22 protein-coding genes are annotated in these 22,733 nt (G+C 43.4%); 5 read left to right on the top strand and 17 right to left on the bottom strand.

The genetic code is table 11. The features are described from left to right. Positions 1-26 precede the first annotated feature (26 nt). Together K1J09_RS09750 and K1J09_RS09745 are read right to left on the bottom strand one after the other, a co-directional pair. A complete protein-coding gene (locus tag K1J09_RS09750) occupies positions 27-845 on the bottom strand; it encodes a pyruvate, water dikinase regulatory protein (RefSeq protein WP_125347762.1) in 819 nt (272 codons plus the stop codon). A 5-nt stretch (positions 846-850) separates the two neighbouring features. Next, positions 851-1,480, bottom strand: coding sequence for a CBS domain-containing protein (locus K1J09_RS09745; protein WP_002915339.1), 630 nt, complete (start codon positions 1,478-1,480; stop codon positions 851-853). A gap of 244 nt (positions 1,481-1,724) precedes the next feature. Between K1J09_RS09745 and ppdK the strand changes: the two genes are divergently transcribed. Together ppdK and K1J09_RS09735 are read left to right on the top strand one after the other, a co-directional pair. After that, the gene (ppdK, locus tag K1J09_RS09740) at positions 1,725-4,337 is read left to right on the top strand and encodes a pyruvate, phosphate dikinase (RefSeq protein WP_223323993.1); all 2,613 of its coding nucleotides are present in this window, start codon (positions 1,725-1,727) and stop codon (positions 4,335-4,337) included. 193 nt (positions 4,338-4,530) lie between these two features. After that, complete coding sequence (locus K1J09_RS09735) at positions 4,531-4,947, top strand: DUF6556 family protein (RefSeq protein ID WP_223323992.1); 417 nt, start codon at positions 4,531-4,533, stop codon at positions 4,945-4,947. Positions 4,948-5,017: 70 nt separating this feature from the next. Here the strand turns inward: K1J09_RS09735 and K1J09_RS09730 are convergent, their stop codons facing one another. The 7 genes from K1J09_RS09730 to K1J09_RS09700 form a co-directional block, all read right to left on the bottom strand. Further along, positions 5,018-6,088, bottom strand: a complete 1,071-nt coding sequence (locus K1J09_RS09730) for an ABC transporter substrate-binding protein (RefSeq protein WP_223323991.1) — start codon at positions 6,086-6,088, stop codon at positions 5,018-5,020. Next, positions 6,085-6,858, bottom strand: a complete 774-nt coding sequence (locus K1J09_RS09725; protein WP_223323990.1) for an ABC transporter permease — start codon at positions 6,856-6,858, stop codon at positions 6,085-6,087. The genes K1J09_RS09730 and K1J09_RS09725 overlap by 4 nt, the downstream gene beginning before the upstream one ends. Then, positions 6,855-7,661, bottom strand: a complete 807-nt coding sequence (locus K1J09_RS09720; protein WP_111675889.1) for an ABC transporter permease — start codon at positions 7,659-7,661, stop codon at positions 6,855-6,857. Before K1J09_RS09720 ends, K1J09_RS09725 begins: the two co-directional genes overlap by 4 nt. Beyond that, a complete protein-coding gene (locus tag K1J09_RS09715) occupies positions 7,642-8,799 on the bottom strand; it encodes an ABC transporter ATP-binding protein (protein WP_223323989.1) in 1,158 nt (385 codons plus the stop codon). Before K1J09_RS09715 ends, K1J09_RS09720 begins: the two co-directional genes overlap by 20 nt. A gap of 181 nt (positions 8,800-8,980) precedes the next feature. Then, on the bottom strand, positions 8,981-9,886 hold the full coding sequence (gene murB / locus K1J09_RS09710) for a UDP-N-acetylmuramate dehydrogenase (protein ID WP_002895636.1): 906 nt from the start codon (positions 9,884-9,886) through the stop codon (positions 8,981-8,983). A 333-nt stretch (positions 9,887-10,219) separates the two neighbouring features. Beyond that, a complete protein-coding gene (gene thrB / locus K1J09_RS09705) occupies positions 10,220-11,086 on the bottom strand; it encodes a homoserine kinase (protein WP_223310728.1) in 867 nt (288 codons plus the stop codon). A gap of 1 nt (position 11,087) precedes the next feature. Then, positions 11,088-12,374, bottom strand: coding sequence for a homoserine dehydrogenase (locus tag K1J09_RS09700; protein WP_223323988.1), 1,287 nt, complete (start codon positions 12,372-12,374; stop codon positions 11,088-11,090). A gap of 139 nt (positions 12,375-12,513) precedes the next feature. Here K1J09_RS09700 and K1J09_RS09695 point away from each other — a divergent pair, with 139 nt between their 5' ends. Next, entirely contained in the window at positions 12,514-13,479 is a 966-nt protein-coding gene (locus K1J09_RS09695; protein ID WP_223323987.1) for a polysaccharide deacetylase family protein, read from the top strand. Positions 13,480-13,584: 105 nt separating this feature from the next. On the opposite strand, the gene K1J09_RS09690 is transcribed toward K1J09_RS09695, so the two are convergent. The 8 genes from K1J09_RS09690 to K1J09_RS09655 all read right to left on the bottom strand — a co-directional run bounded on the left by K1J09_RS09690 (position 13,585) and on the right by K1J09_RS09655 (position 21,354). Next, positions 13,585-14,541 (bottom strand): ABC transporter permease, encoded by a 957-nt coding sequence (locus K1J09_RS09690; protein WP_223323986.1) that lies wholly within the window; start codon positions 14,539-14,541, stop codon positions 13,585-13,587. A 1-nt stretch (position 14,542) separates the two neighbouring features. After that, on the bottom strand, positions 14,543-15,637 hold the full coding sequence (locus tag K1J09_RS09685; protein WP_124764759.1) for an ABC transporter permease: 1,095 nt from the start codon (positions 15,635-15,637) through the stop codon (positions 14,543-14,545). After that, complete coding sequence (locus K1J09_RS09680) at positions 15,630-17,165, bottom strand: ABC transporter ATP-binding protein (RefSeq protein WP_124764761.1); 1,536 nt, start codon at positions 17,163-17,165, stop codon at positions 15,630-15,632. Before K1J09_RS09680 ends, K1J09_RS09685 begins: the two co-directional genes overlap by 8 nt. Positions 17,166-17,304: 139 nt before the next feature. Beyond that, a complete protein-coding gene (locus K1J09_RS09675) occupies positions 17,305-18,360 on the bottom strand; it encodes a BMP family lipoprotein (RefSeq protein WP_124764763.1) in 1,056 nt (351 codons plus the stop codon). A gap of 71 nt (positions 18,361-18,431) precedes the next feature. After that, positions 18,432-18,821 (bottom strand): cytidine deaminase, encoded by a 390-nt coding sequence (locus K1J09_RS09670; protein WP_124764765.1) that lies wholly within the window; start codon positions 18,819-18,821, stop codon positions 18,432-18,434. Next, positions 18,808-19,470: a deoxyribose-phosphate aldolase gene (deoC, locus tag K1J09_RS09665; protein WP_124764767.1), complete on the bottom strand. Its 663-nt coding sequence runs from the start codon at positions 19,468-19,470 to the stop codon at positions 18,808-18,810. The genes K1J09_RS09670 and deoC overlap by 14 nt, the downstream gene beginning before the upstream one ends. Before the next feature lie 17 nt (positions 19,471-19,487). Further along, positions 19,488-20,765, bottom strand: a complete 1,278-nt coding sequence (locus K1J09_RS09660; RefSeq protein ID WP_125406766.1) for a pyrimidine-nucleoside phosphorylase — start codon at positions 20,763-20,765, stop codon at positions 19,488-19,490. Then, the gene (locus K1J09_RS09655; RefSeq protein WP_223323985.1) at positions 20,752-21,354 is read right to left on the bottom strand and encodes a class I SAM-dependent methyltransferase; all 603 of its coding nucleotides are present in this window, start codon (positions 21,352-21,354) and stop codon (positions 20,752-20,754) included. The genes K1J09_RS09660 and K1J09_RS09655 overlap by 14 nt, the downstream gene beginning before the upstream one ends. 94 nt (positions 21,355-21,448) lie before the next feature. Here K1J09_RS09655 and coaA point away from each other — a divergent pair, with 94 nt between their 5' ends. Continuing rightward, the gene (gene coaA, locus K1J09_RS09650) at positions 21,449-22,369 is read left to right on the top strand and encodes a type I pantothenate kinase (protein WP_223323984.1); all 921 of its coding nucleotides are present in this window, start codon (positions 21,449-21,451) and stop codon (positions 22,367-22,369) included. 70 nt (positions 22,370-22,439) lie between these two features. After that, entirely contained in the window at positions 22,440-22,676 is a 237-nt protein-coding gene (gene rpsT / locus K1J09_RS09645; protein WP_002895661.1) for a 30S ribosomal protein S20, read from the top strand. The last annotated feature ends 57 nt before the right edge of the window (positions 22,677-22,733 follow it).

Below are 22,733 nucleotides of genomic sequence, written 5' to 3'. Positions count from 1 at the left end.
TATAACCGCTCTCTCAATCTTCTCTCTTATCTCAATTTCTTCAAATGATCTTCAATCAAGAAAGCCGTTTCCTCGATTGATTTATCGGTGATATTGATGACATGAGCCCGATACTTTTTAAAGACTTCTTTTGAGTAGTCTAGTTCTTCGTATATCTTTTCCAGATCTGTGTAGCTGGTCGACTGGGTCAATCCCAGAGAATTCAAGCGATTACTGCGTATCTTAGACAGTTTTTCTGGCTCACATAAGAGACCGATAATACGCTCTGAATCAACTTTTTCCAAGACCTGAGGCAGAGGGACTTCTGGAATCAAAGGCAGGTTAGAAACCTTGTATCCTTTATTTGCCAGATAAATACTTAGTGGCGTTTTGGATGTACGGGAGACGCCCAAGAGCACCAAGTCTGAGTCTAAAAATCCTTGCGGCGCCTTGCCATCGTCGTATTTGACCGCAAACTCAATAGCGGAGATTTTATTAAAATACTCAGTGTCCAGCCGGTGCAAGGTACCCGGCACCTCTATAGGACTGGTGCCTGTCTTTTCTCTGATAATCTCAAAAAATGGATGCATCAAATCCAGATAAGCAAGGCCATTGGCCTGACTGAACTCTCTAGCTACAGCTGCAAGCTTGCCATCAACCAGAGTACTAATAACAAGGGCATCGTCCTTGATGGCATCACGCAGAATATCCAGCAATTCTTCTTCCTTGTTGATAAATGGAAAACGATAGCTGTTATTAAAAATAATATCTGGGTACTGGGCTGTCACTGCAGACAATAGCTTCTGCGAAGTCCCACCCAAAGAATCTGAAATGCTGTAAACAATAATTTCTTTCTTCATGTTCATTCCTCTTATCTATTTACCTCAGCGCTTCTGGCCTCTTGAATAATATAATCCAGCAGGGCTGACTTGGTCACAGTTCCTAAAATCTTACGCTCATTATCCTCATCGACTACCGGCAGTGAATCAATCGCAAAATCCTGCAAAACTGCTGCCGCTTCCAAAATGTTCATATCCTTGTAGCAAGTTTTAATATGGGGCATTCGTGTCATGCAGACCGCCACAGGAGTGCTGTCAATGTTGGTATTGAGCGAAGCACGCAGCAAGTCTTTACGCGACAAAATCCCCAAGAGTAGCTTATGCTCATCAATCACATAGAGAACATCCGCATCATACATAAATAAGGTGATAATGGCATCTTGAATAAAAGAATCATGAGATACCAAAACAGGAGAAGTCATAATCTCTGCCACTTCCTTTCGAAAGGTATCGAAAAAGAAAAGCGTTTCTAAATCTGAGCCCGAGTACGTGTAACCAACTTTAGGCGTAGCTTTTAAAATCCCAACCAAGGTCAAAAAAGACAGATCCGAGCGCAGAGTCGCCCGAGAAATATCTAGTAATTCAGAGATTTTCTCACCGCTGAGTGGCTGGTGTTCTTTTACAATTTCTACAATTTTCTTTTGCCGTTCACTTAATTTCAAATAGGTCTGACTCCTTCTTTCTTTATATAGATGATTAGCCGAATTTCGCTTAAAATTTAGGAATTATTGCTCATATTTCATTTTTAAACGTTTAAATAATCATCATTTTGTAACACATTATAACAAAAAAAGAAAAATTGTCAATAAAACAGGATGCTTTTTTCGGTTGACAAATATATGTGATGTATATTACAATGTAGTTGTCCTACAATATGACACATATTTCATAATTTTGGAGGTAAATATGGCGAAATGGATTTACTCCTTCGAGGAAGGATGTGCAGATGACAAAGCCCTGCTTGGAGGAAAAGGAGCCAACCTAGCTGAAATGACCAATTTGGGACTGCCTGTCCCTCCAGGTTTTACTATTACTACAGAAAGCTGTATTGAATATTTAGAAAGCCCTTATTTCTTTGAATCTTCTTTAAAAGAAGATGTTTTGAAAGCGATTACCGAATTAGAAGAGAAAACCGGTAAATATTTCAGCGGAAACGACTCAGCCCTGCTCTTAGTGTCTGTTCGAAGCGGAGCCAAGTTTTCCATGCCGGGCATGATGGACACTATTCTCAATCTAGGTCTGAATGATTTAAGAACCCAGACTCTGGCTGAGCAGACCAATGCTGACTTTGCCTACAACTGCTACCGCCGTCTGCTGCAAATGTTTGCTGATGTGGTTTATGGAATTTCCAAGGATGAGTTCGATGACCTCTTGGGCTATTTTGAAAAGAATGCTGGCAAACAGGCCAAGGATTTCACACTGGAAGAACATCAAGCATTAATTGAGCAATATAAGCAGCTTTATCGCGAGCATCATCAGACCTTCCCCCAAAGCTCGAAAGAACAGCTCTATGCTGCTATCAAGGCAGTCTTCAAGTCTTGGAATAACCCTCGAGCTAAGGTTTACCGCAACTTGAATGATATTCCTCATGATTTAGGAACGGCGGTTAATGTCCAAGCCATGGTTTTCGGAAATAGCGACCAAGCCAGTGGTACAGGAGTTGTCTTCACTAGAAACCCTGCCAGCGGTGAGCATCAGCTATTTGGCGAATTTTTGCTCAATGCACAAGGAGAGGATGTCGTAGCCGGCATTCGAACCCCTGAACCTATCGCTGCACTTGAGACAGCTCTCCCTCAGGCCTATGCAGCTTTCCAAGACTATGCTAAGATTCTCGAAAACCACTACAAGGACATGCAAGATATCGAATTTACCATAGAAAAGGGTAAACTCTATATCCTCCAAACTAGAAACGGTAAACGGACCGCCAAGGCATCTTTGAAAATAGCCTTAGATCTGGTAGACGAGGGTATTATCAGCAAAAAAGAAGCTCTCCAGCGCGTATCTCCTGCTACGATTAGCCAGCTCATCCATCCTGTATTTGAAGAAAAAGCTCTGCAAGATGCTCCTTTCTTGGCTCAAGGACTGCCAGCCAGCCCTGGTGCAGCAACTGGCGAGATTGTCTTTACAGCTGAGCGCGCCAAAGACTACCACTCCTTGGGTAAAAAGGTCATTTTAGTCCGTCAGGAAACTTCCCCTGAAGACATTGAAGGTATGGTCGTTAGCCAAGCCATAGTGACCAGTCAGGGCGGTATGACCTCTCATGCAGCTGTCGTAGCCCGGGGAATGGGAACCTGCTGTGTGGCTGGCTGTGGAGAGCTGACCATCAGCGAGGAAAGCAAGACCGTTTCCTGCGGAAGTCTTGTTTTGACTGAGGGTGATGTCATTTCAGTTGATGGCAGCTCGGGACGCATTTATAGCGGAGAGATTCCGACCGTCCTAATCGAAAACGACCAAGAACTTCACCGTTTGCTTTCATGGGCAGACGAAGTCGCACAGCTCAAAGTCCGTGCCAACGCAGAGACCGTTCAAGATCTAAAAACAGCTATTAAGTTTGGGGCAAAGGGCATCGGTCTGGCACGTACCGAACACATGTTCTTTGGTCAGGAACGGATTCTAGAAATGCGACGCCTGATTCTGGCTGACAATGAATTGGAAACCAGATCCGCCCTCAAAAAACTGCTGGAATTCCAAGAAAATGACTTTTATCAAATGTTCCAAGCAGTGCAGGACAAACCTATGATTATCCGTCTTTTGGATCCGCCGATGCATGAATTTCTACCTAAAGATTCACAGGAAATCAAGATTTTGGCTGACAAGCTGCACAAGTCACCAGAGAAACTGACTCACCGCATTGAACAGCTACAAGAAAGCAATCCAATGCTAGGCCACCGCGGCTGCCGTCTGGGGATTACGCAACCAGAGATCTACAAGATGCAGGTCGAAGCCGTCTTCAAGAGTGCTATCAAGCTGAATCAGGAAGGATTGACCGTCAAGCCGGAAATCATGATTCCGCTGATTGCAGACAAGGCTGAGCTGGACTCTGTCAAAGCCTGTCTTATCCAACATATCAACAAGCTCTTTAGGCATAAAGGTCAGGAGCCCTTCCCTTATGAAATTGGCACCATGATTGAACTTCCACGTGCCTGTCTGGTTGCAGACCAGCTGGCTCAGGAAGCGGACTTCTTCAGCTTTGGTACTAACGACCTGACCCAGATGACCTACGGTTTCTCACGGGACGATATTGGAAAATTCATCGGCCATTATAAGGAGAAAGAAATCCTTCCTTTTGATCCTTTCCAAAGTGTTGACCAGGACGGCGTTGGTGAATTGATGCGGATTGCTATCAGCAAAGGGCGTCAAGTCAAGCCTGATCTTCCTATCGGCATCTGCGGTGAGGTCGGTGGCGATCCGGCTTCCATCCCCTTCTTCCAAGAAATTGGTGTCACCTACGTTTCCTGCTCTCCTTATCGAGTTCCAGCAGCTAGGCTGGCTGTCGCTCAAGCTGCACTCCAAGATTAGAAGGCGTGATTACTTTGCTATTCTAGCTCAAGAAACTGCTCAATCCAAATTTGAGCAGTTTCTTTTCTTGACAGCAATCTTTTGTGTGCGTTTTCATAGATAAAAATTTGATTTTTTAAAGACATTTTCAGATAAAAAACGTATAATGAGAGATAAGAAATCATTGAAATTTTAAAAGGAGATTCTTTCAAGCATGGAAAACTATTCTCGCAGCAATAAAAACAAGACAAAATCATCTAAAAAACCTACTAAACAGCATATTAAAACCGGCCTTTCAGCCTTCCAAAAGACCATTGCAACGGTTGCCAGTATCTTATCTATCATCATTGCCAGCATCACGATCATGAATCTGACCAGTCATAAGGATGAAAAATCAAAAACTGATACCAGCAGCTCTACTGCAACAACAACTATTATCAAGGAAATCGAAAAAGAAACAAGCAGCCCTGCTTCAACAACTGCAACTGATACAGCTGCTTCCAGCAGTGATGCAGCAGCAGTTGAGACTAGTGCATCCAGTTCTGCGACAGATACAGCAGCAGGCGACACTACCGCTTCTAGCCAGAGTCAAGACACTGCAACCAATACTCAAACAGAAGCTTCAAATTAGGCAAGCAGAAAACGCCCAGCTCATTGAGCCAGGCGTTTTTTTGTATTCATCAAGCAAACTTGTTTGATGATCACTTCCGATACATCTTGACTTGAAGATAGAGGTCGTTGTAGGTCCCCAGCCATTTAGGGCCCAACTGCTCATAAACTTCCAGATGTTTCATCGTTTCCTCAGTCGGATAAAAGGCCTCATCTTCCTGAATCTCCTTAGGCAACATGGCCTTGGCAGGAAGATTTGGTGTCGAATAACCAACATAAAGGGCGTTCTTATAAGCATTTTCCGGTCTCAGCATAAAGTTAATAAACTGATAGGCAGCTTTTTTATTTTTGACGGTTTTGGGAATGACAATATTGTCAAACCAAAGATTGCTGGCTTCCGTTGGCACGATATAGCGCAGGTCTTCATTGGCCTCCAGCATCTGCCTAGCCTCACCAGAAAAGGTCACGCCGATAGCAGCATTGTTCTGAATCATATAACCTTTCATCTCATCGGCCACAATGGCCTTGATATTTGGCGTCAGAGTGTAGAGCTTGTCGACCGCCTCCTGCAGCTGATCTGCATCTTTGGAGTTGAGACTATGACCATCCGAGTTCAGACCAATTCCCATAACTTCACGGGCTCCATCAATCATCATGATGGAGTTTTTGTATTCAGGTCGCCAGAGATCATTCCAATGCTCTGGAGCTTTATCAACCATTTTTTCATTGTAGACAATGCCCAGCGTTCCCCAAAAATAAGGAATCGAGTACTGATTTCCAGGATCAAAAGGCTGGTCTAAAAAGTCAGATCCGATATTTTCCAAACCTTTAATCTGGCTATGATCCAGCTTCTCAACCAAGCCTTCCTTCATCATCTTGGCAATCATATATTCACTGGGGATAGCAATGTCGTAGGTTGTGCCGCCCTGCTTCACTTTCGTATACATGGCTTCATTGGAGTCAAAGGTATCGTACTGGATTTGGACACCAGTTTCCTTAGTAAACTCAGTCAGAAGCTCAGGATCGATATAGTCACCCCAGTTGTAAATGACCAGCTTATCGATCTCCTTGCTCTGCGTCCGACTTTCGATCTGGTGACTAACACCCCATAAGACTAAGATAATCAGCAGAATTCCCGCTAAAAATGAATAGAGCTTTCTCATACGATCTCCTCCTTCTCACGGGTGATAAAGTAATACCCAATTACCAAAGCAATGCTGAAGAGAAAGACCAAGGCTGACAGGGCATTTATTTCCAGAGAAATTCCCTGACGAGCGCGAGAGTATATCTCAACAGACAGAGTAGAAAATCCATTGCCAGTAACGAAGAAGGTCACAGCAAAGTCATCAAGTGAGTAGGTAAAAGCCATGAAGTAGCCAGCGATAATGGCTGGAGTCAGATAAGGCAGCATGATTTCCTTTAGCATTTGTAATTGGCTAGCGCCTAGGTCGTAAGCAGCCTTAATCATATCATCATTCATTTCCTTCAGACGCGGAAGAATCATCAGCACCACAATCGGAATGGAAAAGGCCACATGGCTAGCCAGCACAGACAGGAAGCCCAGCTGGAATTTCGCAGTGGTAAAGAGAATCAGGAAACTGGCGCCAATCATGACATCCGGTGCCACCATGAGGATATTGTTGATAGACAGAAAGGCATCTTGATATTTCTTGCGGACTTGATAGATATAGATGGCTCCAAAAGTTCCAATCAGCGTCGCAATCAACGAAGACAGGAAAGCCAGAAAGAAAGTTTGAACCAAAATCAAAATCAAGCGCGAATCCTCAAAGAGATTTTGAAAATGACTGAGACTGAAGCCTGTAAAGCGATTCATGTCTTCCCCAGCATTAAAAGCATAAGCAATCAGGTAAAAGATGGGGATGTAGAGCACCAAAAAGACAAAGGCCAGATAGAGATTTGCAATTTTTTTCATCGCCCTCTCCTTTCCTTGGTTGCCCACATGGTAAAGAGCATGGCAACAATCAGCACCACTCCGATAGTAGAGCCCATGCCCCAGTTCTGAGTGGTCAGGAAGTGCTGCTCAATGGCTGTCCCCAGAGTAATTACCCGATTACCCCCGATTAAGCGGGTCAGCATGAAGAGACTGAGACTAGGGATAAAGACGGACTGCACTCCACTTCTGACACCATTCAATGACAAAGGGAAAACGACCCGACGGAAAGTCTCCCAGCGATTGGCTCCCAAGTCATAGCTGGCATTGATAAGATTTGGATCCAAATCATCCAGAACGTTGAAAATGGGCAGAATCATAAAAGGCAGCTCGATGTAGCTAGCTACAAAGATAAATGAAAAGTCCGTAAAGAGAATCTGCTGCGGTCCCACTCCAATAAAAGTTAGAAATTGATTGATTGAGCCATTCTGACCGAAAATACCAATGAAAGCATAAGCTTTGAGCAGGAGATTGATCCAGGTCGGCAGGACAATCAGCATCAGCCAGAGCTGCTTGTGCTTGAGCTGAGTCAAAAAGAATGCGGTCGGATAGGAAATCAGCAGGGTTACGAGAGTAATAATCCCTGCATAAAGGACCGAATTCAGACTCATCTTGAGATAGGTCCAGTTCTGCGATGTAAAGTAGGTCTGGTAATTTTCCAGCGTAAACTGCCCTTCAATGTTAAAGAAGGATTTCCAGATAATCATGACAACAGGTGCCAAGACAAAAAGGAAAATCCAGAGCAGGTATGGCAAGAGAAAAAGATTAGAGGTTGTTTTCTTCATCGCGTTCCTCCTCAATGGCATTGATCAGACCCGCTTCTTGCTCTTCTACTTCAACATATTCTTCGATACGGGCATCGAATTCTTCTTCAGTTTCATTGAGACGCATGATGTGGATATCCTCAGGCTCGAAATCCAGACCGATTTCTTCTCCGACAATGGCCTTACGAGTCGAGTGAATCATCCATTCATTGCCAAGCTCATCATAAGCGATGATCTCATAGTGAACGCCACGGAAAAGCTGGGTGTCAACTTTAACCTGCAGCTTGCCTTCTTCTGGCAGAGTAATCCGCAAGTCCTCCGGCCGAATCACCACTTCAACAGATTCATTTGGGCGCATCCCACCATCCACTGCTTCAAAGCGCTTGCCATTAAACTCAACCAGATAGTCCTCAATCATCTTACCAGGCAGAATATTGGACTCGCCAATGAAGGTCGCAACAAAGTGGTTAATGGGCTCGTCATAAATATCGACAGGCGTCCCCGACTGAACAATCTCACCATCATTCATAACGAAAATCCAGTCGCTCATAGCTAGGGCTTCCTCTTGGTCGTGCGTGACAAAGACAAAGGTAATACCCAAACGCTGCTGCAATTCCCGCAGCTCATACTGCATGTCTGTACGCAGCTTCAAATCCAGAGCAGACAGAGGCTCATCCAACAAAACGACCCGCGGCTGATTAATGATTGCCCGCGCAATGGCTACACGCTGGCGCTGACCGCCTGACAATTTACGAATAGAACGGCGCTCAAAACCTTCCAGCTGAACCATTTTCAGCACTTCTGCAACTCGCTCTTGAATTTCTTTTTTATCAACCTTGCGCAGACGCAACGGAAAGGCTACATTTTCAAAAACATTCATATGAGGAAACAGTGCATAGGACTGAAAAACCGTGTGAACATCTCTTTTATTAGTTGGAATATCATTGATGCGGACGCCATCAAGAAAAATATCCCCGTCCGTCGCGTCCAAAAGTCCAGCAATGATGTTCAGAATCGTTGATTTGCCAGAACCAGAAGACCCCAGCAAAGTATAGAACTTTCCTTCTTCCAGCTCGAAATTAATATCTTTCAGGACGACAGTATTATTATCTTCAAAAACTTTTGAAACGTTTTTAAACTCGATGATTGGTTTTTTCAATTGTCATAAATTCCTTCTTTCTCGTATTAACAGATTAAGGGTTCTGTCAGACCGCTGCTACCTCGTGAGGGCTGTAAAGGCCCTTTATAAATTCCGTGTCGATAGGCTTTCACCCCCTTACTAAGTTGCAGCCAGCTGCAGTTCCTTATCCAGCATACTTCTACTGGAAATCATATCTGTCTTACAGAGATTCACCAATGATGCGGACTTCGCGCTCCAGAGTAATACCTGAATTTTCCCGCACCCTTTCAATCACATGAGCGATAAGATTTTCGTAATCTTGAGCCGTTCCTTTATCGACGTTAATCATAAAGCCGGCATGCTTCTCAGATACCTCTACACCACCGATCCGATGACCCTTGAGGCCTGCTTCACTAATCAGCTGACCAGCAAAGTGACCCAAAGGACGCTTGAAAACAGAACCGCAAGATGGATATTCCAAGGGCTGCTTGAGCTCTCGCAGATGGGTTAAGCGCTCCATTTCCTGACGAATCGTTCTGTGAACACCAGGCGAAAGAGCAAACTTAGCAGAAATAACAATGTCGCCTGTTTCCTGAACAAGTGAGTGACGATAGCCGAACTTCATATCCCGAACGTCCAACGTTTTGACTTGGCCCTGAGGAGTCAGTACCTTGCAAGATACCAAGACATGAGCAATCTCGCCGCCATAAGCCCCGGCGTTCATAAAGACAGCTCCGCCAACGCTGCCTGGAATACCACAAGCGAACTCAAAGCCAGTCAGACTATTCTGCAGAGCGATATGGGTTGTCTGAATCAGATTAGCTCCGGCCTCTGCCTCAATCATATAGCCATCCACCGCTACATTGTTGAGCTTGTCAAACATAATCACGAAACCTCGGATACCGCCGTCTCGCACAATGATATTACTGGCATTTCCCAGCACCATCCAAGGAATGTCTTCTTGATTGGCAAAATTAACAATACGAGCCAGCTCATAACGATTGCGGGGAAAAACTAAGAAATCGGCTGCACCCCCGACCTTTGTGTAGGTGTATTGACTCAAAGGCTCATTGAAGCGAATGTCGATTCCCTCTAATTCAGTTTTTAATTTCTCTAGTTTTTGCATGATTTTCTCTCTTTTATGTAAACAAAATACACTCTATTATATCAAAAATCTATGGCATTTACGATAGATTACAAAGAAAAAGCTGAGAAAGGTCAGCTTTTTAACGCTTATAATTGTCTAGTAGTGAAACGCTGTGTTTGGCTAGAAAGAGCATTCCTGATGGCACCGAAAGCTAGCTCAGTCGCTAGAGCCTGTAATTCTAAATGATCCATAAAGTGAATGATCCTCCTTTAAGCTAGACCCATTATAGCACAGTTAGGTATAAAAAGATAGGGATATCAACTCCATAGCTTAGAAATGAAAAAAGAGGCTCATAGAAAACCTCTTGATGATTTATTTTTCTACTCGCACACCCTCAGTATCCACCTGAAGCTGGAAGATTTGTCCCTTGAAATTCTGTTTTTGCAGAAGCTGATAAATCTTCTCTGTCTTGTGCTTAGGCGATAAGACCATAACAGTCGGTCCCGCTCCTGAGATATAGGTTGCGTAAGATCCATTTTTTCTGGCTAAGAACTTAATATCTGAAAATTCCTTGATCAAAGGCTGACGGTATTTTTCGTGGAACAAATCAGACTCGATAGCCCGACCAGCGATTTTCATATCACCTTTTAAAAGGGCTGCAATCGCAACATTGGCAATGGAGCTGGCCGCAACAGCTTCCTTATAAGAAAGCCGATTTGGCAATACTTGACGGCTCTCAACCGTTCGCAGCTCATAGTCTGGGATATAGGCGATGAAGTCTGCATCCGGAAAGTCCGCTACCACAGCAGACACCTGATTTCTAGATGAGCTAGATACGACCAAATTACCATAAATAGCCGGCGCAACATTGTCAGGATGACCTTCAATCTTTGTAGCAATTTTTAGCTTCTGATAATCCGACAAATTAAGGTGAGCTAGCTGGTTGGCCAATTCAATCCCAGCCACAATGACTGAACTAGAAGATCCAAGCCCGCGAGCCAATGGAATATCACTGGTCATTTTCAAACGGCGCGGCTGAATATCTGGAGCCAACTGCAGGGCAATCTTAACCAGTAAATTGCGTCGGTCCTTAGGAATTCTCGGATTGAGGTCATGCTCAATCACCCACTCCTGACTTTCTTCCAAGACTTCAATTTCCAGATATTTTGAGAGGGCTACCCCAACGGAGTCAAATCCAGGACCGATATTGGCACTGGTCGCTGGTACAATAATTTTCATCTTAATCTCCTAATACTTTGAAGGTATTGAGCAAGTCAAACTCAGCAACTTCTTTGAGCTTAACAGTGACATTTTCCAGCTGTGTCTTGCTGACAGCATGGGTAATAATCACCACGCGAGCCTTCAAACCATCTGTACCTTCCTGCAGAATCTGCTTAAAGGAAATATCCTCAGCATTGAAAATCTCAGCCAAATGCAGAACTTGGCCTTTAGAATCAGGTGCCAAGATAGAGAAGTAATAGCTGCTCTTCACATCTTCTGGCTTAGCTAGCACAAGCTCACGGCTGAATTCATTAAAGGCCTTGCCAACTGTTCCTTCATTCAAACGGCGGCTGATACGGACAATATCTGCCACAACACTAGTTGCAGTTGGTTTTTGACCTGCTCCTGGTCCGTAGTACATGGATTCTCCGATGCCGATGGATTCGACAAAGACGGCGTTCATTACCCCATTGACACTAGCAAGCGGATGCGCTTTTGGCAGAAAAGTTGGAGCTACTTCTGCTGCGATTCCTGATGGCGTTTCTTCAATAGAACCTACCAGCTTGACTACATAGCCCAGATCTTGAGCAACAGCCACATCTTCTGGTGTGATATGACGAATTCCCTGATGACCCACATCTTCAAATTTAACATTCATACCAAAAGCGAACTGGCTGAGAATCACCATCTTGTATGCCGCATCAATGCCATCTACATCATTGGTCGGGTCACTTTCAGCAAAGCCAAGACGCTGTGCTTCAGCAAGAGCGTCTTCATAAGACCACCCCTCTTCTACCATCTTGGTCATCATAAAGTTAGAGGTTCCATTGACCACACCCAAGATACGAGTAATTTTGTCAGAAGCCAGTGAATTAACCAAGGTACGGAGGATTGGAATGCCGCCAGCAACAGCTGCTTCATAGTAGAGAGCCACATTTTGCTTTTGAGCGATTTTCAGCAACTCTGCTCCGTGAACAGCCAACAAGTCCTTATTAGCCGTTACCACATGCTTGCCAGCTTCAAGAGCACGAGTGATGAACGTTTTCGCTGGCTCAATCCGTCCCATCAATTCTACAACGATGGTAATCTCAGAATCGTTCAGAATTTCCTCAACATTTGTGACAAAGTTAAAGTCATTTCCAGCTGCTAAAAGACGCTCTTTTTCAGCATCGTCTTTTACCAAAACTTTAGCAACCTCAATCTCTGAATGAGCTGCTTGAACGATTTTTTCTCCATTTTCCTTCAGCAAAAAAGGCACACCGCTGGCCACTGTTCCAAAACCAAGTAAAGCTATTTTAATAGACATGAAGCACTCCTTGAAAATTTCTTGTATAAAAAATATTATAACAAAATTATAAAAAAATGCCTACAAAACTACTTCTTTATTTGTTATAATAGATGTAAATTTCCGTAAGGAATAGCAATTTATTTTCAAAGGAGATACTATGACAGGAAAACACAGAGGAAATCGCATGCAGCAACGCAAAGCTAGAAAAAGAGCTATTTTGCTTTCTTTAACGAGTTTGTTACTTTTTCTTGTCTTGATTGTTGGTGGCTTTTCTTTACTAGCTCAGCTGCAAAAGTCGCACAATCAAGAGGAAGCTAATAATGTTTCAATTAACCAAGTCAATACTTCATCTAAAACTTCGTCAGCTCCAACTCGGGATAAAAAGACGACATCGGATGACAACAGTAAAGACAAGATTAAATGGGTTAAGCAAGACCAGCCAGTTCAAGTTCCTATCTTGATGTATCATGCCATTCATGTCATGGATCCATCAGAAGCAGCTAATGCCGGTTTGATTGTAGATCCAGCCACATTTGAAAGTCATCTGAAAGCTTTGAAAGACGCAGGCTACTATCCACTAACACCAGAAGAAGCATACAAGGTACTGACGGAGAATGTCTTGCCAGAAAATAAAAAAGTCGTCTGGCTGACCTTCGATGATAGTTTAAGGGATTTCTATACTAATGCCTTTCCACTTCTCCAGAAATATGACATGAAAGCAACAAATAATGTCATTACCGGATTTGTTCAAGCTGGACGCGAAGATATGCTGACGCTAGATGAGATAAAGGAAATGAAGGACAAAGGCATGTCCTTTGAAGACCACACCGTCAACCATCCCGACCTCTCAGCAACGACAGAAGACCAACAAAAAATTGAGTTAAAAGATTCCAAGTCTTACTTAGACAAAAATCTGTCTCAAACCACAACCACCGTTGCCTATCCATCTGGACGATACAGTGATGCAACCTTGCAGATTGCTGAAAGCCTTGGCTACAAGATGGGATTGACGACCAATAACGGACTAGCCACACTATCTAATGGCTTGCTCTCACTCAATCGCGTTCGCGTTAACCCAACCACTACTGCAGAAGACCTGCTAAATGAAATCGCAACAAACTAATCTTAAAAAGCCCGCTTCAGACGAAGCAGGCTTTTTCAATCCCTATGATTATAACTTCTTTCAATCACCAAAAAAACACCAGTTGCAAAGGACTGGTGTAAAGATTTATTTAGACTTGATATAGTTGATACCATCCGCTTTCGGAGCAACAGCTTTACCGAAGAATGCCGCAAGGACTACAATCGTCAATACGTAAGGCGCAATCTGCAGATAAACCTTTGGAACGCTTGAAAGCAATGGCAACTGGTTCCCGATAACCGCCAAACTTTGGGAAGCTCCAAAGAAGAGACTAGCCAACATGGCACCAATAGGACTCCATTTACCAAAGATCATAGCCGCCAAGGCGATAAATCCAGGACCTACGATAGTTGTCACAGCAAAGTTTACTGAGATTGACTGAGCATAGATAGCTCCACCAATACCACCGAGCAGACCAGAGATCATGACACCGCAATAACGCATGAGGTAAACATTAATCCCCAAGGTATCTGCTGCCTGCGGATGCTCTCCGACTGAGCGAAGACGCAATCCAAACTTAGTCTTAAACATGATAAACCAAGCAAGGAAAGAGAAAGCAATGGCAAGATAACCAACCAAGCTTGTATGCTTGAAGAAAATGTCTCCCAAGACTGGAATATCAGATAGGACAGGGAAATTAAACTTCCCGAATGAACGCTGAATATTATCCGTTTGTCCCTTATTATAAATAGCTTTAACAAGGAAAATTGCTAAGGCTGGCGCCAGCAAGTTCAGCACTGTACCACTCACAACGTGGTCCGCACGGAAGGTAATGGTTGCCACAGCATGGATAAGAGAGAAGACAACTCCGACCAAACCAGCAGCAATCAAAGAAAGCCACGGAGTCGCACTACCAAAACTCTTCTCGAAAGTCAGGTTAAATAGAACGCCTGTAAAAGCCCCCATAACCATGATTCCTTCCAAGCCGACATTAACCACACCAGCGTGTTCAGAGTAAGCCCCGCCAATACTTGTAAAAATCAAGGGAGCCGCATAAATCAGCATAGATGATACTAATAAACTTAATACCGTTACAATATTCATCCTAGTTTCCCTCCTTGACTTTTTTAGCTTCTTGGCGACGATTTTTAAAGAAATCAAAGATAGTCATACCTGTCATACGCTCAATCAGATAATGGGCGCTGACAAAGAAGATAATAGAAGCTGTTACTATGTTTACAAGTTCTGTTGGAATCTGGGCCACGTTCATACCTGGAGCACCAACACTCAGAACTGCAAAGAGGAAGGCTGCAAAGAGAATTCCAATTGGAGAATTGGCTGCCAAAAGACTTACAGCCATACCATTGAAACCAACACTCAAGGAACTTCCTTGAACAAAGACATTCTGATAAGTTCCAAGTCCTTCTACTACTCCTCCAAGACCTGCAAGAGCTCCGGAAATAATCATAGACACGATGATGGTACGCTTAGATGACATCCCTGCATATTCAGAGGCATTGGGATTCAGACCTACAGCGCGAATCTCGAAACCAAGTGTTGTTTTCTTAAGCAAATACCAAATAACCACTACTGCAATCAAAGCAAAGAAGATACCGATATTCATCCGAGAGTTAGATGTCAGACTTCTCAACCACTCTGTTTGATAAATCGCATTGGCACTAACACGCTTACTAGAGTCAACACTCTGCATCACAGATTTAGGGAAACTATGAATAACAGCATTTCCAACAAAAAGAACAATATAGTTCATCATAATGGTTACGATAACTTCACTCGTTCCCAGATAAGCACGCAGAATCCCTGGAATAGCACCAACAATACCACCAGCCACTGCTGCAATGACTACAGTCGCCAATAACATCAGAGGACGAGGTAAATTAGGGAAGGAAAGTGCAAACCAACCAGCCAAAATCCAGCCAGCTAAGGCTTGACCAGGAAGTCCAACATTAAAGAATCCAGCACGGCTAGCTACAGCAAAGCCCAAACCAATGAGAATCAGAGGCCCCATCGCACGAGAAATCTCACCCAAACTTCTCAAAGAACCAAAAGCTGTTTTAAAGAGGGATTCATACCCCCAGATAGCATCATAACCAAAGATGGCCATGACAACCGCTCCCAATAAAATCCCTAGAAGAACTGAGATTAAAGGAACCGCAATCTGTTGTGTTTTTTTAGACATTTGAAGCTCCCTTCTGAATCTTACCACCGGCCATGAGAATACCAAGTTCTTGCTTATTAGTTTCCTCTGGAGTTACAATTCCCTGAATCTTACCATCGTGGATAACTGCGATTCTATCAGAAACATTGAGGATTTCGTCTAGCTCGAAGCTAACAACGAGGACAGCCTTACCTTGAGTCCGCGCTTCAATCAAACGTTTATGAATGTATTCAATAGCCCCCACATCAAGTCCGCGAGTTGGTTGACTGACAATCAGAAGGTCTGGATCACGGTCCACTTCCCGAGCAATGATAGCTTTCTGCTGGTTTCCTCCTGAAAGAGCTGAAGCAGGTACATATTCACTAGCCGCCCGAACATCAAATTCATCCATCAACTTGCGTGCGTAAGAATAAATGTTACCGTAATTCAGGATTCCATTTTTACTGAGCGGTTCTTTATAGTAAGTCTGTAAAGCAATATTTTCAGAAATGGACATTGCCAGGACTAAACCATCACGGTGGCGGTCTTCAGGAACATGGCTGACTTTCATTTCAGTTATCTGCCGCGGCTGCTTACCAATAATAGACTGGTTCTTAATTGTAATCTCGCCAGAGCTAGCTTTTCTAAGACCTGTAATAGCCTGAATCAGCTCAGTCTGACCATTGCCGTCAATCCCAGCAATCCCGACAATCTCACCAGCTCGGACATCAAGAGAAAGTCCCTTAACAGCTGGAACACCACGGTTTTCTTCAACAACAAGATCCTTGATTGACAAGATAGTTTCTTGAGGATTAGCAGGCTCTTTCGCAGTCTTGAAGGAAACAGCCCGTCCCACCATCATTTCAGCCAAATCTTGGTTAGTTGCACCAGCGATTTCAACTGTTTCAATGGATTTTCCGCGACGAATAACCGTTACTCGGTCAGAAACTGCCCGAATCTCATCCAGCTTGTGAGTGATGAGAATGATAGATTTTCCTTCTTTTACCAGATTCTTCATGATTTTCATCAATTCATCAATCTCAGCTGGCGTCAGAACGGCTGTTGGCTCGTCAAAGATGAGAATGTCCGCCCCACGATAAAGAGTTTTCAGAATCTCAACCCGCTGCTGGGCACCGACAGAGATATCTTCTACCTTAGCAGATGGATCAACTGCCAATCCGTATTTCTCAGACAGTTCCTTAATTTCTTTAGTGGCACCTTTCAAGTCCAACACACCATTTTTTGTGATTTCACTTCCAAGGATGATATTTTCAGCGACAGTAAAAGCTTCAACAAGCATAAAGTGCTGGTGCACCATCCCGATACCAAGTGAGGCCGCCTTTGATGGAGAGTCCAGTTTAACTGACTTTCCATTCACTACAATCTCACCGCTGGTCGGCTCAAGCAGGCCAGCCAGCATATTCATCAAGGTTGACTTGCCGGCACCATTTTCTCCCAAAAGAGCGTGAATTTCACCTTTTCTGAGTTCCAAATTGATTTTATCATTGGCTACAAATTCACCAAAAATCTTGGTAATTTCTCGCATTTCAATGACATTTTCATGTGTCATGGCTCTTTCCTTTCCAGAATTTCATTTTATTTCAATAAAATTTACTAGCACAGCCAGTGCTAATAAATTCTATTGACACAAAGGCGTCTCAATTTCAAAAAGAAGCGACCCTACACGGTCGGATCGCTCTTAAATTGTTTTATTTGTCAGGAACAGTGATGCTGCCGTCAAGGATTTTTGCTTTCGCTTCTTCAACGGCTTTTTTCGCATCTTCTGACAGGTTTGTAGTTGTCAAGTCAACTCCACCGTCTTTCAGACCGAAGGTTGTAGTTTTACCGCCTGGGAATTTACCTTTAGCAGTTTGGTTAGCAATGTCTTGGACAGTCTTACCAACTTGTTTCAAGCTTGATGCTAAAACAAAGTTAGACTCTTTACCATCCTTAGACTTGTATTTACCTTCTTCAGTTTGGTCACGGTCAACACCGAGTACCCAAACTTTTTCATCTTCATTTCTTGTTTCGTTGATTGACTTAGCTTCGTTAAATACTCCAGCACCAGTTCCACCAGCAACTTGGTAAACCACGTCTGCACCTGCAGCATATTGAGCAGCAGCAATTGTCTTACCTTTAGCAGCATCACCGAATGAGCCAGCATAGTCTACTTGAATCTTGATAGACGGGTCAACTGATTTCACGCCAGCTTCGAAACCTTTTTCAAAACGTGTGATAACTGCGCCTTCTATACCACCTACGAAACCAACTTGTTTTGTCTTAGTAGTTTTTGCAGCAGCAACACCAGCAAGGTAAGCAGATTCATTATCAGCAAAGACAGCTGAAGCAACATTCTTTTGTCCTTCGATAACATCATCGATAATAACATAATTGATGCCAGTGTTATCTTGGGCAGCAGATTCAACCGCATCACGAAGGGCAAATCCGATACCAAATACTAGGTTGTAACCATCTGTAGCAGCTTGGTTCAGGTTGTTTGCGTACTGAGACTCATCGTTAGATTGGTAGTAAGTAAAGCCGTTATCTTTAGAAAGACCGTTTTCTTTACCCCAAGCTTGCAAGCCTTCCCATGCAGACTGGTTAAATGACTTATCATCAACACCGCCAGTATCAGTTACGATAGCAGCCTTCAAATCCGTTTTCGCGTTTGAAGAATCTGAGCGAGAAGCACGGTTTCCACATGCAGCAAGTCCGAATGCTGCGACAGTTACTAGACCAAGACCTAGCCATTGTTTTTTGTTCATTTCTGAACCTCCTAAATAAGATGTGCAACACAGTTGCAAGTTTGAGTTTGGTCAGATGACCGATAACAGACTTATGATAAATCTGTAAAAGAATATGGAAGTAATTCCTTGACCGTCATCACGACCGTCGATTTATCTTTAGCGACCAAGGTCACTTTTAGATCCTCAGAAAAAAATTCTGCCATTACCTGGCGGCAGGCACCACAAGGTGATATGGGTTTTTCCGTCTCACCATAGACAATCAGCTCCTCGAAGTCTAAAGCTCCTTCTGAAACCGCCTTAAATATAGCTGTCCGCTCTCCGCAGTTGGTCAAACCAAAACTGGCATTTTCAATATTAACGCCGGTAAATACCCGTCCGTCTTTAGCGACTAAAACCGCTCCGATAGGGAAATGAGAATAGGGAACATAAGCATTTTTGCTGGCTTGGACAGCCAAGTCAATCAACTCAGTAGTCGCCACTAGCTTCTTCTCCCTTCATAATCGCCACTCCGGCCGAAGTTCCGATACGAGTCGCACCTGCTTCAATAAAGGCCAGCGCATCTTCATAAGAACGAGCACCGCCAGAAGCCTTGACGCCCATGTCAGGACCAACTGTTTTTCTCATGAGGGCGACATCTTCAACTGTCGCACCGCCAGTTGAAAACCCTGTAGAGGTCTTAACAAAATCAGCTCCAGCTTTCTGAGCCAGTTGGCAGGCCTTAACCTTCTCCTCATCTGTCAGCAGGCAAGTTTCCAGAATCACCTTGACCAAGGTACCGTTTGCAGCTTCTACAACCGCACGGATGTCTCGCTCTACCAAATCATAATTTTTAGACTTCAGAGCGCCGACATTGATGACCATATCCACTTCGCCCGCACCCTTTTGGATTGCGTCCTTCGTTTCAAAAGACTTTACATCGGAAGTATTGGCTCCTAAAGGAAAACCAATTGGCACACAAACCTTGACATCTGAGCCTTTCAGCTGCTCCGCAGCAAACTCTATCCAGGTTGGATTGACACAGATACTGGCAAAATCATAAACTTTTGCTTCTTCAATTAACTTCAGAATCTGCTCTTCTGACGCTTCTGGTTTTAAAAGCGTATGGTCTATGTATTTGTTTAATTTCATGTTGACTTCTCCTAGAATTAAGCAATAACCTCGATAATTTCGCTTACTGCAACGCTTTCATCACCTATTTTAACATTTTTTTGAAAATCTGTAACTAGTTCTTGAGAAATTTTTTCATTTGAATAAATTTTTGCGAAAACTTCTCCAATTTCGACCTTGTCTCCGACTTTCTTTTCGAAAACAATTCCAGTTTCATAATCCAAGTCGTCAGATTTAACTGCACGTCCTGCTCCAAGTCTCATAGCAAAGAGTCCGAATTCCATGGCAGGCAGTTCAGTGATATAACCTGCCTGTTCTGCTTTCACTTCTATAATATGAGCTGCACTTGATGGACGATAGAGGTCTTCCAAGTCACCGCCTTGAGCAGCAATCATAGCTTCAAATTTCTTCAAAGCAGCGCCATTAGTCAACTGTTCTCTCACTTCTTCCACCGTTTTCTCAACATCTGCCAGTCCGAGCATAATTTGCGCCAGCTCACAAATGAAAGTTGTGATGTCTTCACGGCCCTTGCCCTGTAAGATATCCAAGGCTTCTAAGATTTCCAGACGATTGCCAATGCTGGTTCCCAAAGGCTGACTCATATCTGTCAGAACAGCTACTGTTTTTCTTCCGACAGCCTTGCCCAAATCCACCATAGTGCGTGCTAGTACACGAGCGTCATCAATATTTTTCATAAAGGCACCTTCACCGACCGTCACATCCAGAAGGATACTGTCTGCACCAGCAGCAATTTTCTTACTCATAACAGAGCTAGCTATCAGCGGAATGGTATCAACAGTTGCTGTTACATCTCGCAAGGCATAGAGCAACTTATCTGCCAGCACCAATTGATCTGACTGACCAATTACAGACAGACCAATTTCCTGCACCTGCTTGATAAAGTCATCCTGACTGCGCTCTACCTGAAATCCTTTAATGGATTCCAATTTATCAATGGTTCCACCAGTATGACCCAGACCGCGGCCGCTCATTTTAGCAACAGGCACGCCAAAGCTAGCCACCAAAGGAACCAAGACCAGAGTTACCTTATCACCAACACCGCCAGTAGAATGTTTATCTACTTTTATTCCCGAGATTTCTGACAAGTCAAACTGCTCACCGGTTCCAACCATTGTCATGGTTAAATCAGAAATTTCCCGAGTCGTCATGCCCTTAAAATAGACAGCCATTGCAAAGGCTGCCATCTGATAGTCCGGCACCGTCCCGTCCACATAACCCTCAATCAGCCACTGAATTTCCTGACTGGTTAGCTCCAAACCGTCTCTCTTCTTTTGGATAATATCAACTGCACGCATCTTGTTTTTCACTCCTTAGTATATAGTAGCCTTTGTCCTTCTTGACAATCTCACAGTTTCCAAAAACATCTTCCATCTTTGACTTGGCGCTGGGTGCTCCCTGCTTCTTCTGAATCACAAGGGTCAAATCTCCGCCTTCTGTCAAATGCTCATAGCTTCCGCTGATAACCTCATGTACAACTTGCTTACCAGCACGGATAGGCGGATTACTGATAATATGGTCGAAAATGCCGTTGACCTTTTCATAAACATTTGACTGGAAGATATGAGCAGATACCTGATTCCTCTCAGCATTCTTCTGAGCTAAGTCCAAGGCCCGCTGGTTGATATCCACCATGGTCGCAGTTACTCCCTGCGCTTTGGCTAAGGTCAAACCTAGAGGCCCATAGCCGCAGCCAACATCCAAGACCCGTTCTCCAGCTTCAAAGTCCAAGACAGACAAAAGAACCCGACTGCCATAATCAATCATCTTTTTACTGAAGACACCAGCATCTGTCAAAAAAGTCAGCCTCTGTCCTAACAGTTCCACATTTAATTCATGAATATCATGTTTGGCATCAGGATTTTCTGCAAAATACATTTTAGTCATACAACCATTTTATCATAATTTTCCTAGAATTGTAAATCGTTTTCATTTCTCCAAAAAGTATGTTATACTAAAGTCCATCATACAGGAGTAACTTATGACTAACGAATTTCTTCACTTTGAAAAAATCAGCCGCCATACTTGGCAAAACCTGCACCGTAAAACAACTCCGCCTCTGACTCAGGCGGAACTTAACTCCATCAAGAGTTTCAATGACAAGATTAGCCTGCAGGATGTGACGGACATTTATTTACCCTTGACTAACCTCATTCAAATCTATAAACGTTCCAAGGAAGACTTGGCTTTTTCCAAGGGAATTTTTCTACAAAAGGAAAGCCGGAAACAGCCCTTTATCATCGGAGTTTCTGGCAGTGTGGCCGTTGGGAAATCCACCACCAGCCGGTTGCTGCAGATTTTACTTTCTCGGACTTTTTCAAATGCAACAGTCGAGCTAGTTACCACAGATGGTTTTTTATTTCCGAATAAAACCTTGGAAGATCATGGCATTTTAAACCGCAAGGGTTTTCCAGAAAGCTATAATATGGAGCTGCTTCTTTCCTTTCTAGATAGCATAAAAAACGGTCAGGATTGCCAAATTCCAGTCTACTCGCATGAAACTTATGATATCGTCCCTCAGGAAATGCAAGAGGTAAAGGCTGCTGACTTTGTTATTGTCGAAGGCATCAATGTTTTCCAGAATCCTCAGAACGAGCGCCTATATATGACAGACTTTTTTGACTTTTCTATCTATGTTGATGCTGAAGTCGAAAATATTGAAAACTGGTATCTGGATCGCTTTAAAAAAATGCTGACGCTGGCTGAAAACGACCCCAAAAACTACTACCACCGCTTCACCACTCAAGCAGAAGAGGAAGTGGTAGCTTTCGCCCATAATGTCTGGAAAAGCATCAACCTTGTCAACCTGCTAGACTACATTGAGCCAACCCGCAATCGGGCAGAAATTATTCTGCACAAAGCTGGAAATCATGAAATTGATGAAATTTACTTAAAAAAATAAAAAAGCTTGTCAAATCCTAACTTTTCATATATAATTAGATAGTTAGTATTTTCAATGGAGGTGAAACAACTTGGCAAACATTAAATCAGCTATCAAACGCGCTGAATTGAACGTGAAACATAACGAAAAAAACTCAGCTCAAAAGTCAGCTATGCGTACTGCAATCAAAGCATTTGAAGCAAACCCATCTGAAGAACTTTTCCGTGCTGCTAGCTCAGCTATCGATAAAGCAGAAACAAAAGGTTTGATCCACAAAAACAAAGCAAGCCGCGATAAAGCACGTCTTTCAGCTAAACTTGCTAAATAATGCATACAAAGGGAGCTCTCAGGAGCTTTTTTTGTTTCTAACATAAAGGAGGTAGGC

The organism is Streptococcus sanguinis (assembly GCF_019928825.1).
Classification (GTDB): Bacteria; Bacillota; Bacilli; order Lactobacillales; family Streptococcaceae; genus Streptococcus; species Streptococcus sanguinis_L.
This window is presented reverse-complemented; position numbering and strand designations above follow the sequence as displayed.